This window comes from Peristeroidobacter soli, from assembly GCF_004138485.1.
GTDB lineage: Bacteria > Pseudomonadota > Gammaproteobacteria > Steroidobacterales > Steroidobacteraceae > Steroidobacter > Steroidobacter soli.
In genome coordinates this window covers 697,653-713,697 of sequence record NZ_RYEV01000006.1, presented here as the reverse complement: position 1 = coordinate 713,697, position 16,045 = coordinate 697,653, and the positions used below count along the sequence as shown (strand labels likewise).

Genomic DNA, 16,045 nt, shown 5'->3' with positions numbered 1-16,045 from the left:
CGACCGCTAAACCCAGGCAAACACATACTTGGCGATTTCCAACACGACATTGTGCTGCCAGCTGCTCTGGCCGATCACGACCAAGCCTCGGCCATCCTGAGGACGGATGGCCGCCACCGTGGCCACGCCCGGATCCGCACCGGAGTGCCCCCAAATTTCGCCGGCGCCATATTGAGGCTTCATGGCCCACGTCAAACCTTGTATGGCAATCCCGCGAGCGGGCGCATCGGGCACGGGCCGTACGTGTTGATCGGTCAGCATCCGCTGCACCGTTTGCCGTTGTAGCAGCCGCGAAGAAACGCCGGGCGCGCCAGTGCCGTTGAGCGCGTTGAGATAGGCCAGCAGCAGTCGAGAGTACTCAGCAGCGTTGGTGCGTGCCCCGCCGTCGGCCATCGTGACGAAGCTGTAGAGACAGTGAGGCACCGAGACGCCTTCGCCGATCTGCTCGGGGGGCCGCCAGGACGGCTCGATCAAACGCACCGAACTCATCGGATCGGTCGTCGCATAGCTATAGGGAGTGGCATGCTCAGTACGATCCATACCCGCCAGCTCGAAACGACTCCGGCGCATTCCCAAGGGCTCGAACACATGACGGCGACAATACTCGACGTACGACAGCCCCGAGCACGTCTCGATCAAGCGACCGAGCAAGCCGTAAGCGACGTTGCTGTAGGCGTAGTAGGCTCCCGGCTTCCAGTCGTGAAAGTTCTTTGGCTCGAACAAGGAGCCGTCCGGCTGCAAGTAGTCTTGCAGCCAACGGTTCAACGGCGTCGACGTGTCGCCACAAACATAGCTCGTCTTGTAGGCCGGGCCGTCTGCGATGGACGAAGTGTGAGTCAACAGCTGTTGTATCGTGATCGGCGTGCGAGGATGTGCCGGATTCCTCACTTCCAGGCCGACGTGAGCACTCACATCGTCGTCCAACTGGAACTTGCCTCGCTCCCATAGCTGCATCACCGCAGTACCGGTGATCGTCTTGGTGACCGAAGCGATGTTCAGTAAAGTCTGCGACGTCATCGGCCTGCGTGATTCCAGGTCCGCCCAGCCATAGCCCGCGGTATGCACCAACTGGCTACCATCGATGATCGCGAGCGTGAGACCGGGGACTCGACCCAGTCGCATCTGCTCGAGGACCCAACGCTCGAACGCCGGGTCGAGCACTCGCTCAGCCCGCGCCGCGGCGCCCGCACCAGGCGTACGATCCGAAATGGCAAGCGCACCGAGCGCGCTGCCAGCCACAGCAAGGAAACGACGACGCGTACTCATCAGGGACGCTCCGGCTTTAGATAGCGAGCGAGGAACGCGTAGACCTCACGCCGCGACTCGCGAGCCAGCCTGGTATCGATCATGTTGAACCCATGCCCGCCCGGCGCATCCTGGTAGATCTTGTATTCAAATTTTTTGTTCGCCGCCTGCAGTGCCTTGATCAGCTGCTCCACTTCCATCACGTGCACATCGCCATCGCTGGTGTTGGTGTGAATCAGCAATGGCGTCTGCAACTTGTCGGCGTGGTACACCGGCGAACGGCGCCGATACTCCTCCGGATCTTCGTACACCGACTTGCCGATGAAATTACTGAAGATCTCGGCGTAGCTGGGCTGATATGCGATGCGCTGGATCAGATCGCTCACGGGCACGCCCGCGTACGCAACCTTGTAGTCCTTCGGCCAGCGGAAGATGTTCATCAACGAATGGAAGCCGCCATGGCTCCAGCCGATGATGCCGACACGCGCTGCATCGACGTTGTCCATGTTCTCGACCGCCCAGTCGCGCGCCGCGTGGGTGTCGTCGATCTCGGCGCCACCATAGTCGATTTGATCGTACAACCCCTTGCCATAGCCGCTGCTGCCCCGATACTCCGGCGCGATCAGAACATAGCCTTCCTCCAGCAGTTCACGCGCGATGGGGATCAGCACGCCGCTGAAATTCGAATGCACTCCGCCGTGCGGAAACACCAGCAGAGGCGCTTTGCGCGAGCCGATTTTTTTTGGCACGAATGTATACGCCAGCATCACCATGGGATTGCCTGCGCCCAATGCGGTTGGATTGTCATTGCGCGGTGGCACGGAGGTAATATTCACCTCGTTGATGGTCGCGATATCGCCCAATCTTTGATACATGAGCAACGTGTCCAGCTTGCGCTTCAGCCCGTCGAAGTCATGTTTGTATTCGGACACCTGCGGCGCCGGATAAGGGTTCTTGGCCAGGGCCGCCAGCGGCATCAGGGCAAGCATCGCGCTCGCCATCCAGTTGGATACTCTCAGCATCGGTCACTCCACTTTCTTTCAATACACTTCAGCCCAATCGCCAGGCGCCGCACGACAGCCACCCGCCGCATGACCGGTCCAGGCACGACCGCGCACGGCTCGTCCGGGACGAGCCGCCGTCAGCTCGCCATCCGCAAGTGCCAGTACGCCGTTGACGACGACATGCGAAACGCCGGTCGCGTAGCGATGCGGGCTGTCGAAGCTGGCCTGGTCTTGAACAGCGCCGGGATCGAACACCACCAGGTCGGCGAAATAGCCCCTGCGCACGCGGCCACGATCGGCGATCGAATAGCTGGCGGCCGGCAGACTGGTCAGTCGGCGCACGGCCTCGGCGAGACTGAGCACCTTCTCGTCGCGCACGTACTTCGCCAGCACTCGTGCGAATGTTCCGTACGCACGTGGATGCGCCCCTTTACCGGCTGACTGCGGCGTGATCGACAATGCCTGCAGATCGGACCCGAAGAAGACATAGGGCTGGAGCATCTGCTGTCGCAGGTTCGGCTCGCTCATCGTGAAATAGAAACCACCGGGACGCCCATCGTCCTGCTCGATCATTCGTAGCAACGCCTCTTCGCCGCTCACTCCGAGCGCTTTGGCTACGTCAGCAAGCGTCCGTCCCGAGCGAAGCAGCACGCCCGACGGACCGCCCGCCGCACGCATCTCGTTATCCCAGGCGGTACTCGACGTTCGCATCTCCGCGATGACACGAGCACGAATCGCAGGATCGGCAAGTCGTTTTTTGAAATCGACCGCTCCGCCCTCTTGCACCCAAGGTGGCACCGACGCCGCCAATCCCGTCGCCGACGCTGTGTACGGATACATGTTCGCCGTGATGCGTAGCCCTTGAGCGCGAGCAGCTGAAATTTTCTGCAAGGCTGTCGCGAGCTTCGGCCAGTTGTCCTGCCCCGACGCCTTGAGATGAAACACAGTCGCTGGCGCACCGGAGCGTCGGGCGATCTGCAAGAACTCGTCCAGCGACTCCAGCAGAGCATCGCCCTCATTGCGCATGTGGCTTGCGTACGCGCCACCGCATCTGCCTGCTTCGCTCGCCAGCGAAACGAGCTCGTCGGTAGATGCGAAGATCGCCGGTGGATAGCCCAGCGCAGTCGCCACGCCCAGCGCGCCCTCCTCCATGGCGTAACGGACCAGCGCGCGCATTGCTTCGAGCTGTTCAGAACTGGGTGCAACGTTGCCGTCGCCAAGCACATAGCGACGCACGGTGGTCGCGCCGACCCAGCTGGCGAAGTTCACCGACACTCCCTTTGCTTCCAGGCCGGTCAGATACTCGCCCAGCGACTGCCATCTGAATGCCGCTTGCTGACGCGGATCGGCACGCACCTCTGCCAACAACGCCTCGTTCAACGGCCCGGCCGTGCTGCCCTCGCCCAGAATTTCGAGCGTCACGCCTTGGCGCAAATCGCTCTGTGCCGTGCCATCGGACACCAAGGTGAAAGTCGCGTGACTCATGCCGTTGATGAAACCCGGAGCCACCGCTTTGCCTCGCGCTTCGATGACCTGAGTCGCGCCCCCTTTGGCTCGCGGCCCGACATAGACGATGCGATCGTTCCGCACGCCGACGTCGCCAACGAAGGCCTCCCCGCCTGAACCGTCGTAGATGGTGCCGCCACGAACCAGCAAATCGAAGGCAGGCCTCCCAGCCGCGCTCGTCGCCGCAGTCAACAGCACCGACATCCAAAAGAAATACGACGCTTTCATTGACGCGTCAGCTCCAGCCAGTGCGACAGACCGAAATGGGTACGATTGCCGCTGGCGGCGTAGGCCATGGCGGAACCGTTGAGTACGTCGCCTCGCGGGCGCAAGGTCAGGTACAACAAGTCGCTCGGCGCACGCAACGTATCCGGCGTGCCTACGGTTGCCGCCAAACGCCCGAGCAACACACCTTCTTTCATCTGCGCGCGATCGAGCAGCATCGGCGCTTGATTGCCAACCGTCGCCTGCACCTGGCCATCTGGCAGGAACCGTAGCTCCACCGGTACGTCCGCCACGTACGTAGACAGCTTGCCGCGCCATGTGCCGAGCAAGCTGGCTGGCGCTACGAAAGGAGGCACCGACGGCCATACTTTGGGGCTGGCGAGTTGCCACTTCGGCAGCATCACAGCGGCGATTCGCTCAGCGGTGCTGGCGACCCAGCGATCGTTGCGAGTCGAATTGGAATTGCTGAGCACGACGATGGCCAGGTGCTGCGCTGGGAACAGCCGCAGATCGGTAGCAACACCATTCATGCTTCCCGAATGAGAGACCATCCGATAGCCATTTCTTTGCTGGACCATGAAGCCGATGCCGTAGTTTTTGTCGGCTGCAGTTGCTGTCGGCCGATGCATCTCATCGATCGCGGCGTCCGGGAGAATGGCTCGCTGGTCTGGCAGATGCGCTTTGAGATGAAACATTCCAAAGCGCACCAGATCATGCGCGCTGGCAAACACCGCCGAAGCGCCAGGGTGATCGAACGAGTAAGCCGGCAATGGCGCGCCGGCGTCGTCGTAGCGCGTGGCAACGAACGGTGCGAGCCTGGGTTCCACATCGAGAGACGAGCGCGTCATGCCGAGCGGCAGAAAGACCGCCGTCCGCAGATACTCAGCGAAGCTCCGGCCCGACGTTCGTTGGATCACGTAGTCCAGTACGCCATAGCCAAGATTCGAGTATTGATAATTCTCACCAGGGGCGGTCACCAAGTTGCCATAGCGCAAGATCGTCACGTCCCGTGACGGCGGCAGCCCACGCTCATCAGCGAAGAAGTATTGGGCATGCTCCGGCAGACCTGATGTGTGGTTGGCGAGACGGCGGACAGTAGCTGCATCGGCGTTCCCGACACGCGCGCGGAGTTTCGCCATGCCTAAGTAGTCATTGGCAGGCCGATCCAGATCGACCTTGCCCGCCTGAACCAGCGTCATGAGCGCCGTCGCCGTGATCGGTTTGGAAATCGACGCCAAGCTGTAAACCGTGTGCGCGGTGGCTGCTACGCGCCGTTCACGGTCCGCCCAGCCGAAGCCTTCCTCCCAAACGATGTGGCCATCCTGCGCGACCGCGACCGACATCGACGGCACGGCATGCTCAGTGAGCCCCATTCGAATGTAGTCACGAATCTCGGCGAAACGATCCTTGTCGTTGGCCGACGCATCGGCCGACACCATCGACGCCAGCAACAGCAACGCATACCCGACGCATTTCAGCCGTAACATCTCGAACTCCGATCAGTGCAGCGTTGCAGCGTCGAGCTGGTCCAACTTTTGTCGATAACGCCGCAGCGGCTCGGCATTGTCAGCGTCGTCCTCGACGGCGGCACGCAAGGCATTGCCGTAGGAAATACGAGCCGCGGCTACTTCCTTCTGCGCAGCTAGCGCATCGCCTAATGCCCAATGCGCATCGGCGACATATGGATACTCACGCACAGCACGCTGCAGCTGTGTCATCGCTCCAACGACATCGTTGTTCTTGAGCATGCCCTGACTGATGTTGATGAGCACGCGAGCCGGTGGCGTCATCGAGAATCCGAAGCGCTTGGACAACGCCGTGTAGTGCGCATCTACCTCGACGAAACTGTACTGGACGTCCTTGCCCTCCCGCCGCGACGGCAGATACCAGCCAGCGAATAACAATTCCAACGCGTCGTAGATACTTCGATGCGGCGTGCTGCGATGATCCTCGCCAGGGTAGTAGCGGTGATCCCAGCGCAGGCCGGCGCGCGGATGCGCCGTCAAGATCGCAACGAGCTGCTCGGTCGCGGGGCGGATCAGTGGCTCGTTGTCGCCCCAGCTTAGAAACAAATAGCCGCCGCTGCGTTTGGTAGGGGCGCCTGCGAAGCGCTTCGGCAGCGCCTGTGAATTCCACTGCAGCGCCGGGCTGACGGCCAGGTACGCATCGAAAGTCTCGGGGCGAGTGAGCAATGCATAAGTACTGAACAGGCCGCCGTACGAATGTCCCCACAGAATTCGGTACGGCTGCGTGCGATACCGCGCGGCCACCCAGGGCTGCAACTCTTCGTGCAGAAACCGCAGGAACGAATCCGCCCCGCCCGATTCCGGAACGTACTTCAGGTCCACGGCCGACTCGCTACGCGGCGTCAGATCCCGCGAGCGCAGCGTGTTGGTGACTCCGATGACGATCATTTCCGGAATGCGTTCGCTGAACGTCGCCAGCGATTGCACAGCGCCGGTGACCGTATGGAACTGAGTCTCGGCATCGAGCACATACAACACGGGGTACGCCTTGGCGGATTCCCGGTAGTGCGGTGGCAGAGCGATGAGGATGCGCCGCTGCTCCTGCAAATCCTCCGACCACACGGTGGCGCTGCTGCCAATTGCAATGCTGCCATCCAACGGCGCCGCACCCGCAGGATGCAGCGCGCCGACCCAACAGACCGACAGCACGACCGCCAACCATCTCATCATGGTGAAGATTCCAGCAGTTGCGTGATGAGCGACCAGGCGAGACCACCTGGCCGCTCCAACAAGGCCGATCGACTAGCGAGTCGTTACCACTGACCGCGCAGCGTGAAGACGAAACTGCGGGGTGCGCCGTAGTAGTTATCGGTAATGCTGTTGCTGATGACCCGGTAGTAGGTCTTGTCGAGCAAATTGTCGCCGTACAGGCCCAGCGTCAGATTGTCGGTGAGGCGATACTGAACCGACGCGTTCAACAACGCATAGCCCGCTTGCGTGAAAGTGAACGGTACGTTGGTCGCGGTGTCGGTGACGACCGTGCCCGAGACCGACGTGTCCGTCTGCCACACCACGCCGCCGTTGACCGTCCAACGAGATAGCGCGTTCGGCAGCTGCCATGTCGTCCACAGCTTGACCATGTGGCGCGGCGTTCTGTCGAGATAGTAGGCACCACTGGAGTAGACCGTGCTGGCCGTACCGCCTTCAGACTTGTGCTTGTTGTAAGTGTAGCCGCCGAACATCTGCCAGCCTGGCAGCACAGTGCCGCTGATCTCCGCATCGAAGCCTTCGCTGGTGATGTCCTGCTGTTGCACGTAACAGCAGCTGCTACCGTTGCCGGTGATGTTGGCGGGCGGATAAGCGAGATCCTGCACGCCCTGGTTCTCGCGAACGATTTGATAAACGGCAGCGGAGACATTGAGAACGCCCAGTAGCTCGCCCTTCACGCCCAGTTCCAGACCACCACCGGTAATCGGGTCCAGCGGGGTGCCGGGCAACGGCCCCCGCAGCAGGTTGGCCTGTACCTTGTACGTCTCCGCATAACTTGCGTAGGCCGACCAGTCCGAGGCGAACTCCCAACTCAACGCGACGCTCGGGATGAACTTGCTGTCGTCATAGCGAGTGACCGACGGTGTGCCGAACGCTCCGGTCGCGGCCGTCACCGGCTGATACACCTGATCGAACCGGAAGGTGCCGTAGCGCCCGCCGAGCGTGAGTCGCAGCGGATCCGCCAACTGGATGCCGATGGTGCCGTAGAAGCCATTCTGCGATTGCTGGTTGACCGGGTAGAGGCCACGCAGCACCGGTGCGGTCTGCGGATACAAGTTCGGATCGAAATTGAACAGGTCGACCGCCCCATAGGTGGTACCGAAAGGTGCATAACCGGTCAGGAAGTAGAGCTTCTGGCCGCCGCCGTCGATGCGCGAATAGTCCGTGCCAATGGTGTAACGATGCTCCCGACCGAACAGCGTGAACTTACCGCTGGCGGACAGGTCCAGCAATTCCTGCTGCGCGCTGTATTCGTCACCGAAGGCACGCACTTGAGCGCCCGTCAGAGTGAGCGGATTGATCGCACCGAATGCGTACATGTAAGAGGAGTCGCTGCTCTCCTCGAGTCGCGTGAAATTCAACTTCAGAACGCCGGAGGTGCCGTAGGACTGCTCCGCACGCGCGAACATCTCTTTGGTCGTCGAGTACCAGTGGCTCCACTTCGGCGTCAATGATGTCTCGGGGCCAAGCTGCAGATCGGCGCCATTGGAGTAGCGCGGCAGGCCGCGATTGGTATAGCCATCCTCCTTGCGTCTTTCATAGGTGCCGCCGGCGATCAGCAACGTGGTCGGCGTCAGGTCGTACTCGATCGTCGCGAACCCGAGCCTTTTGTCGGATTCCGCGTTTCTATAGAAATAGGATTTGTTTTCGTAAGCGCCCACTGCGCGACCGCGCAGCCGACCGTCCTGCGCGAGCGCGCCGGTTACATCGATCTCGCCGCGATAGCTATCCCAACTGCCGGCCGACATGCTGACGTTCACGGCAGGCGTGGCCTTGGCGCGCTTACGCACGAGATTGATGACACCGCCGGGCTCACCGGCACCGCTGTACATGCCGTCCACACCGCGCAACATCTCGACGTGATCGAACTCAGCCGTGTCAGGCGTCAGAAAGGAGCCGAAACCGCCGAGAAAAGCCGGCGCGCCGCCATCCAGCTGAATGGTTTGAACCGCGAAACCGCGCGAGAAATAGGCATTGCTCACCGGGCTGTAATTGGCCACGGTCACGCCTGTTGTTTGATTCATGGCGTCGACCAGCGAGGTGAGATTCTGCGCCTCGATGCGCTCGCGCGTGACCAAGGTCACCGACTTGGGCGTCTCACGCAGCGACAGGCCGGACTTGGATCCAACGCTCAGCTCATTGTCCAACGTGCCGAACACATTGACCGTTTCGATGGTCGCGGCATCTTCCGCCTTGCCACGGTTGGACGCGGTGTCGCCGATCGGCTCCGCGCCCGTCGATTCCGAGTGGGTGGACATTTTCCGCCATGACTCCGAACGCGACGCCGGCACTTCGGCCTGCGCAATCATCACAGTCTGCTCATCGAGCACTCGATACGTGCGGCCTGTGCCTTTCAGCAACTCGTCGAGCGCTTCCAGCACCGTCAAATCACCGCGCACCCCACCGCTCTTCGCGTCACCCACCGTGTCGGCCACATACAAAATCTGAAAGTCGCGCTCATCCGCCAATGTTTTCAACGCGCTCGTCAGCGGTTGTTCGGTGATGTCAGTGGGCTTCCGGACGGCTGCGGTCACATTCTCGGCAATGGTGATTCCGACCATGGACAAACCCAAGGCCGTAACGGCGATCGTAGTACGCATCAACGCTCCCCAGCCCATGAGTGGGCTTTTTGTGGCCGAAGCGCAAAGCGGCGCTGGCTTCAGGGAGTGGTAGAGCGTTGCCACGCGAAGAATGGGTAAGCGGCTCAGGGCGCGGAGGCGCGAACTATACGAATCTCCTTATCCGTTTCGATGATTCGCACGCCAGGCACTTCGCGCAGGAAGCGCAGCAGCGAGCCTGGATCGGTCGAGGAATACACGCCGCTGATGCCGAGCCGACCCAGCTGCTCATCGCCGATGACGAGCGCCCGCCGGTTGTAACGATTGAACTCTTCGGCGACCTCCGACAATGGCGTCGATTCGAACATGAGCTTCTTCTGCGTCCACGCGGTGGCAACTTCGACGTCGGCTCGCTTCGGGGTCTGTGGAACCGTTGCCTGAGCTACCAGCGAAATTTGCTCGCCTGCCGAGAGGTACAGCAATCCGTTCGTCGCACGCGCGACTTCGGACGGGCGGCTCACGTCGAGCGTGGTAGCCGCCCCGCTCGCATCGGTCTCGGCATGCGTCACCGCGACTTTTCCTTCGACGACAGTGACGACGGTGCCGCTGTCTTTACGGTAGACATCGAAGCGTGTCCCTACCGCTCGAACCTGCACATCACGGCTGCGGACGATGAATGGCCGCGCGGCATTTTTGGCGACTTGAAACAGCGCCTGACCGCTGACCAGCTCGACGGTGCGTTGCTCCTCGGTGTAGGCGACCTTGATCCTCGACCGGGCGTTCAAGTCCACGGTCGAGCCATCCTCCAACGTGATGGAGCGCTGCTCGCCGATGCCGGTGCGATAGGTGTGTCGAGCCTCGGAGACGATCCAGACCATGCTGCTCACGAGCAAGCATGCCGCCGCCATCGAGGCGGCCAATGCGGGCCAACGCGTCGTTCGCCTGCGCTCGAGCAGTTGCCTGCTCACGGCGGCTCCCAACGGCACCACCTCAGCAGTGCTCTGCCTGGCATATCCGACAAGGGCTTCGATATCGACCAGTCCACGCGCCTCTTTCCCGGGCAGTTCGGTCCAGACGCCGGCGATGTCCAGATAGGCCTCGATGTGTTCCGGCGAGCGGCGCAGCCACTGATCGAAGCGGCGACGGTCATCGTCGCTCAGTTCGTCATAGCGAAAGCTCACGAACCACTCGGACGCCTCCGCGGCGATCTGACTGTTGCCGACAGTGCTGTTACGTGTGCTCATGGCGTGCCCAAATCCAGCGATCGCTCCCGACAGAACTGCAGTGCCCTGGCCAGATACTTCTTCACGCTCTCGCGCGACACGCCCAGCTCCGCCGCAATCTCTTCGAGCGAATGCTCGCCGATCTTGGCCAGTACCAGTGTCGTCGCCAGCCGCGGCGGCAACTCTTTCAACAACTCCTGCAACGCATCCACTCGTTGCCATAGCTCGGCACTGTGCTGCGGATCGTCGCTCGACTGCGCCTGCAAGTCCCCCGTGAGGTCGGTAAGGTCCAGCATGATCGGCGCAGCCGCGCGGCGCACCGCATGCTGATGAATGACGTGGCTTGCAACCGTGAACAGGTAGGCTTCCGGATTCTTGATGTTGCCGTGATCCTCGAATCGCAGCAGCCGCAGGAACACTTCCTGCGCCAGATCCGGCACTTCGGCCGCGTTTCGCAGGCGCACTGACAGGAATCGCCGCAACCGCCGGCCGTAACGGTCAGCGATGGCAGCGACATAACTCGGTCGATCCGGATGGCTCATAGTCTTGGTCGGCGCACACACTTTGCCACGGCATAAGAGCGTTCGGGGAAGAAAAATGGGTAATGGGGAGCGGCAGATCGGTATCAGGCGGAGCCGCTCGGCAAATGACGAACAGCGCATAGCCGGCATGCTTGCGCGGCAGACCGGTACGGTGCGAGTTCACCATCGTAGGCTAGCTTGCGGCGTCGATGTAATCGAGCGAGCTACGTCGACGGACAATGCTTTCGATCGCCTCTCGTCCGCCCGACGCAGGAATGATTCCAGCAGCCGCCGATAACGGCGCCAGCTGCTGTTCAAGCTCGCGTATCTCACGACCGAGAATGCGCCCGGCGATTCTCAGCGGCCGTCCGCTGAGCAATGCGACCTCGACTGCGCGCCGCATGGCAGTCACTGACTTCACTGACCCCACATGAGCAAGATAGCGCCCGCCATCGACATGGAATGGGTGCAAGCGCTCCGGCAATCCCGGCAAGATGGTTTCATGCCAGCGCAATCCCTTGAACAACGTCCGCTGATGTTCGGTGAGGGCCACCAGCGCAGGTTCGGGCAGCACCGCACGCACCGCGAGCATGGACGCGGAAGGATGCGAGTACATCGTGGCAACGATGGGCGTCGCGATGGAGTGCAAGGCAGATAAGCGGTGGATATTGCCGTGCAGATGAATGATGTCGAACTTACTGTGCTCGGCGATCAATCCATCCAATGAGTTGGGCATCGGACCGAGAGGCGATCGGCGCCGGCGCTGTGAGAATACCGACGCGGTGGACGAAACGCAGGTAAGAAGTACGACCTCGTGCTCAGCTGCCGCTAGCTGAGTCGTCAAATAATCCGCCAGCCGTTCAATATCGCGCGGATTCCCCTCGGCGCCCGTGGCAGCCACGACCTGAGCGATCTTCATGACTCAAGCGTGACGGATCGAAGCTGCGCCGCCCAGACAAAATCGTGTGAAGATTTTGAGCCGCGTGGACCTGCTATTCAGCGCGCCGGCGCAACCAATCGGTAGCCGACACCCGCTTCAGTGACCAGATAGCACGGCCGCGCCGGATCGGGTTCGATCTTCTGTCGGATATTCTTGACGACGACTCGCAAGCTGCGCGTGTCGCTTTCGCGATCCGGCCCCCAAACCTCGGCGACGAGACGATTCTGAGTGACAATCCTGCCAGGCTCTCTGGCCAGGCATTGCAGGACGCGAAACTCCATCGGCGTGAAGTGTACGGGACCGTGAGTCGTGGTAGCCAGGCGCTGGCCCAGATCGATCGTGAGATCGCCCAGCTTCAATATCTCAGTTTGTTCAGCGCCACGAGCGTTCCGACGCAGGGCCGCTCGCGCTCGTGCCAGCAGCTCTGGCGCGCTAAAGGGCTTCGTGACGTAGTCGTCCGCACCGGCGTCGAGCGCGGCGATCTTTTGTTCCTCCATCGTGCGCGCCGACAACACGAGTATGGGTACAGGCGACCACTGTCGCACGTTGCGTATCACCACCTCACCGTCAGCGTCCGGCAGCCCCAGATCCACGATCAGGAGATCCGGCTTGTGGCTGCGCGCTTCGATCTCGGCCCGTGCCGCTGTATCCGCCTCCACGACTCGATAGTTCGCCGTTTGCAGCAACGTACGGAGAATGTCACGAATACTGGGCTCATCCTCGACGACCAGCACACGATACTGCGCTTGAGTCATGACCCGCTCTCTCGAATCGGCAGGGTGAATATGAATCGCGCGCCGCCGCCCGGTCGTTCGCCCGTGCCAATCTCGCCGCCATGCGCGCGCAAGATTGCACGACAAATCGCCAGACCCAAGCCCGCACCGATCGTCGCGCCCTCCTCGCTGCCGCGTTGGAATTTGTCGAATAGTCGCGCCCGGCCGTGCACCGGAAGGCCGGGGCCGTCATCGTCGAATGTAACTTCGATCCCGTCGCCGGTTGCAACCGCCGAGATCACGACCTGCGTCTGCGGGCCGGTGTACTTGGCAACGTTATCGAGCAGGTTGGCGAACACCTGCACGATCAGATTGGCATCGACATGAACCGGCGGCAGCTCTTCGGGTATGCGTAGTTCGACACGGCGCGGTCTCAGGCGATCCTGCATGCGACTCAACGCCATCCCGATCAAATCGTCGAGCGTTTGCCAGTCACGATGCAATGTGAGGCGGCCCGACTCAAAACGCATCAGGTCGAGCACGTTCGAAACGAGCTCGGCCATATCGCGGGCCTTGCTCTCGACCGAGCGCACCAAGCGCGTTCGCTCGGCCGGCTCGAGGCTGTCCGAACGCTCAGCCAGCGTGCTCGCGGCACCGGCAATGACTGACAGCGGTGTGCGCAAGTCGTGGGAGATCGAAGCCAACAGTGTATTGCGCAGACTTTCTGTTTCAGCCTCGACCCGCGACACCTCCGCAGCCTCGGCCAACCTGGCGCGTTCCACGGCGAGACCGATCTGACCGGCAAATGTTTCCAAAAGGTGGCGCTGCTCCGGCAACAGCACACGCCGCGGGTTCGTGGGCAAAATGGCCAGCACGCCGAGCCGCTGACTTTCACTGCCCAACGGCAGATACAGCGCCGGCGCCGCCGGCAATGTGTCCGACCCGAGCCCGGCACGGCGGCCGTGATCCAAGACCCACTGTGCGATCGACAGATCGGCGCCAACGAATGATCCCGCTTCGGGCTGCTGTCGCGGCAAATGTAGTTTGTCTGCCTCATCGGGCAAGAGCACCACTGCTTTGCAGTGAAATACTTCCGCGACGTGGCGCACAGCCACTCGCGCCATCGCATCAGTGCCGCGCGTCGCCGCCAACTCACGACTCATCGCGTACAATAGAAACGTGCGCCGCTCTCGGGCCCCGGCCACGCGCGTCTGCTGTCGTACGCTCGCCATCAGATTGGCGATCACCAAAGTCACGATCAACATGACTGCAAAAGTCACCAGGTACTGCGCATCCATCACGGAGAACGCGAATCGTGGCGGAACGAAGCAGAAATCGAACAACAGGACATTCGCGACGGCCGAAACCACGGCTGGGCCGCGACCAAAACGCAGTCCGGCGACGGTCGAGCCCAGTAGATAGACCATCACGAGATTGGTCGGCTCGAAGCGCTCATACATCGCAAAAGCAATCAGCGTGCAGATCGCTGCGATGAGTAATGCCCAACCATAGCGGTCCCAATGGATGACACGCGTACTATCGATATCCTGGTCGCGTCGCTGCGTTCGATGTGTTTCGGTACGCTGGTCCATCACACCCACGGTCATCACATCGAAGCCGCGAGCCTGGCGCGCAAGCTCGGTCGTCGTCGACGGTCGCAGCCAGGCTCGCCAGCCACGGCGCTTGGCCGCGCCGACAAGGATTTTTGTAGCGTTTCGAGTGGCTGCGTATTCGACCAGCGCGCGTGCCGCCGTGGGCCCATCCAACGTCACGGTCTCGGCCCCCAGCGACTCTCCGAGCCTGAGCAGATCGATGCGTCGATTGCGTTCCTGCTGAGAGAGTTTGAGCAGGTCGGGTGTTTCCACATAGACCACCGACCACGGCGCGTCGAGAGCATCGGCCAACCTCTTGCCGGCGCGCACGACCTGTTCGGCTTGGTCGTCGGGACCAATGGCAACGAGCAGTCGATCGCGCGCCATCCAGGCCCGCGATGCGCGATCCACGGCGGCGGCGGCACGCGCCGAAGCATCGACCCGATCCGCCATGCGACGCAACGACAGTTCACGCAGCGCAATCAGGTTCGATTTGCGAAAAAAGCGATCGATCGCCGTCCGTGCGTGCTCTTCGATATAGATCTTGCCCGTTTTCAGACGTTGCAACAGATCGTCCGGAGGCAGGTCGATCAACTCCACCTCGTCGGCCTCATCGAAGATGCGATCCGGGATGGTTTCGCGTTGGCGGATGCCGGTGATCTGTGCCACCAGGTCGTTGAGACTCTCCAGATGCTGGACGTTGACGGTCGTCCACACATCGATGCCAGCGTCCAGCAGTTCTTCGATGTCCTGCCAGCGCTTGGCATGGCGCGGCGGCGGCTCACCCTCGATCAGGTTCGAATGCGCCAGTTCGTCGACCAGCATGATCGCCGGTCGCCGGCGTAGGGCGGCGTCGAGATCGAACTCGCGCCGGGTGATGCCGCGATAACGTACCGGCAGCATCGGAATTTGTTCCAGACCGTCCAACAGCCGTTCGGTTTCGGCGCGTCCGTGGGGCTCGACGTAACCGACGACGATCTCGATGCCCGACGCATGCGCATTACGCGCCGCTTCGAGCATCGAATAGGTCTTGCCGACGCCGGCCGCGCCGCCGAAGAAGATTCTCAGCTTGCCGCGCCGAGCCTTGGCTTCCGCCGCTTGCACGGAGGCCAGCAATTGATCGGGATCAGGACGCGACTCCATCACCAGGCACCTGTATTTACATCGACATATCCTTCATCGGGATCGGCTCGAAACATCAGCCCGCCTTCTTTCCGTCCAGCGCGAGATTGAGCAGCAACACGTTCACGCGAGGCTCGCCGAGAATCCCCAGCGTGCGGCCTTCTGTGGCCTCTTCAACCAACGCGCGAATCTCGGCTTCCGGTCGCTCACGCACCCGGGCCACGCGAGGAACCTGATATTCCGCAGCCGCCGGCGAGATGTGCGGATCGAGGCCACTGCCCGATGCAGTCACCAGGTCGATCGGGACAGGCGCCTTGTTCTCCGGATCCAAGGCGCGCAATGCCGCGACTCGATCGGTAATGGCGCTCGCGAGCGCCGGGTTGGTCGGGCCCTGATTGGAGCCGCTCGACGCCGCGCCGTTATACGGCTGCGGCGCTGTCGCGGACGGACGGCCGAAGAAGTACTTCGGATCCGAGAACGGCTGACCGATCAGACGAGACCCGATCAGCCTGTCACCCTCCCCGATCAGGCTGCCATTGGCCGCGTCGGAGAACACAGCCTGCCCGACGCCGGTGACCACCAGGGGATAAACCCCGCCGGTAATCACCGTCAGCAACAGGAACGACACCAATGCAGGACGAAGTTCACTCATGATATGTGC

The 16,045-nt window shown here is 61.8% G+C and carries 12 protein-coding genes; all 12 read right to left on the bottom strand.

Annotation, left to right across the window (positions count from 1 at the left end; all coding sequences use genetic code 11):
- Positions 1 to 6: 6 nt before the first annotated feature.
- Positions 7 to 1,266 (bottom strand): serine hydrolase domain-containing protein, encoded by a 1,260-nt coding sequence (locus EKO19_RS29350; RefSeq protein WP_129780929.1) that lies wholly within the window; start codon positions 1,264 to 1,266, stop codon positions 7 to 9.
- Positions 1,266 to 2,267: an alpha/beta hydrolase family protein gene (locus tag EKO19_RS29345; RefSeq protein ID WP_129780928.1), complete on the bottom strand. Its 1,002-nt coding sequence runs from the start codon at positions 2,265 to 2,267 to the stop codon at positions 1,266 to 1,268. The genes EKO19_RS29350 and EKO19_RS29345 overlap by 1 nt, the downstream gene beginning before the upstream one ends.
- Before the next feature lie 18 nt (positions 2,268 to 2,285).
- Positions 2,286 to 3,983, bottom strand: coding sequence for an N-acyl-D-amino-acid deacylase family protein (locus tag EKO19_RS29340; protein ID WP_217705687.1), 1,698 nt, complete (start codon positions 3,981 to 3,983; stop codon positions 2,286 to 2,288).
- Positions 3,980 to 5,467 (bottom strand): serine hydrolase domain-containing protein, encoded by a 1,488-nt coding sequence (locus tag EKO19_RS29335; RefSeq protein ID WP_129780927.1) that lies wholly within the window; start codon positions 5,465 to 5,467, stop codon positions 3,980 to 3,982. Before EKO19_RS29335 ends, EKO19_RS29340 begins: the two co-directional genes overlap by 4 nt.
- 12 nt (positions 5,468 to 5,479) lie before the next feature.
- Complete coding sequence (locus EKO19_RS29330; RefSeq protein ID WP_129780926.1) at positions 5,480 to 6,676, bottom strand: alpha/beta hydrolase-fold protein; 1,197 nt, start codon at positions 6,674 to 6,676, stop codon at positions 5,480 to 5,482.
- Positions 6,677 to 6,759: 83 nt separating this feature from the next.
- Positions 6,760 to 9,315, bottom strand: coding sequence for a TonB-dependent siderophore receptor (locus tag EKO19_RS29325; protein WP_157995492.1), 2,556 nt, complete (start codon positions 9,313 to 9,315; stop codon positions 6,760 to 6,762).
- A gap of 104 nt (positions 9,316 to 9,419) precedes the next feature.
- Complete coding sequence (locus EKO19_RS29320; protein ID WP_129780924.1) at positions 9,420 to 10,517, bottom strand: FecR family protein; 1,098 nt, start codon at positions 10,515 to 10,517, stop codon at positions 9,420 to 9,422.
- Entirely contained in the window at positions 10,514 to 11,038 is a 525-nt protein-coding gene (locus tag EKO19_RS29315) for an RNA polymerase sigma factor (protein ID WP_157995491.1), read from the bottom strand. The genes EKO19_RS29320 and EKO19_RS29315 overlap by 4 nt, the downstream gene beginning before the upstream one ends.
- A 172-nt stretch (positions 11,039 to 11,210) precedes the next feature.
- A complete protein-coding gene (locus EKO19_RS29310; RefSeq protein ID WP_129780922.1) occupies positions 11,211 to 11,753 on the bottom strand; it encodes a glycosyltransferase family protein in 543 nt (180 codons plus the stop codon).
- A 260-nt stretch (positions 11,754 to 12,013) separates the two neighbouring features.
- Positions 12,014 to 12,712: a response regulator gene (locus tag EKO19_RS29305; RefSeq protein WP_129780921.1), complete on the bottom strand. Its 699-nt coding sequence runs from the start codon at positions 12,710 to 12,712 to the stop codon at positions 12,014 to 12,016.
- The gene (locus EKO19_RS29300) at positions 12,709 to 15,405 is read right to left on the bottom strand and encodes a sensor histidine kinase (protein ID WP_217705686.1); all 2,697 of its coding nucleotides are present in this window, start codon (positions 15,403 to 15,405) and stop codon (positions 12,709 to 12,711) included. The genes EKO19_RS29305 and EKO19_RS29300 overlap by 4 nt, the downstream gene beginning before the upstream one ends.
- A gap of 55 nt (positions 15,406 to 15,460) precedes the next feature.
- Positions 15,461 to 16,036, bottom strand: coding sequence for a potassium-transporting ATPase subunit KdpC (kdpC, locus tag EKO19_RS29295; RefSeq protein WP_129780919.1), 576 nt, complete (start codon positions 16,034 to 16,036; stop codon positions 15,461 to 15,463).
- Positions 16,037 to 16,045 lie beyond the last annotated feature (9 nt).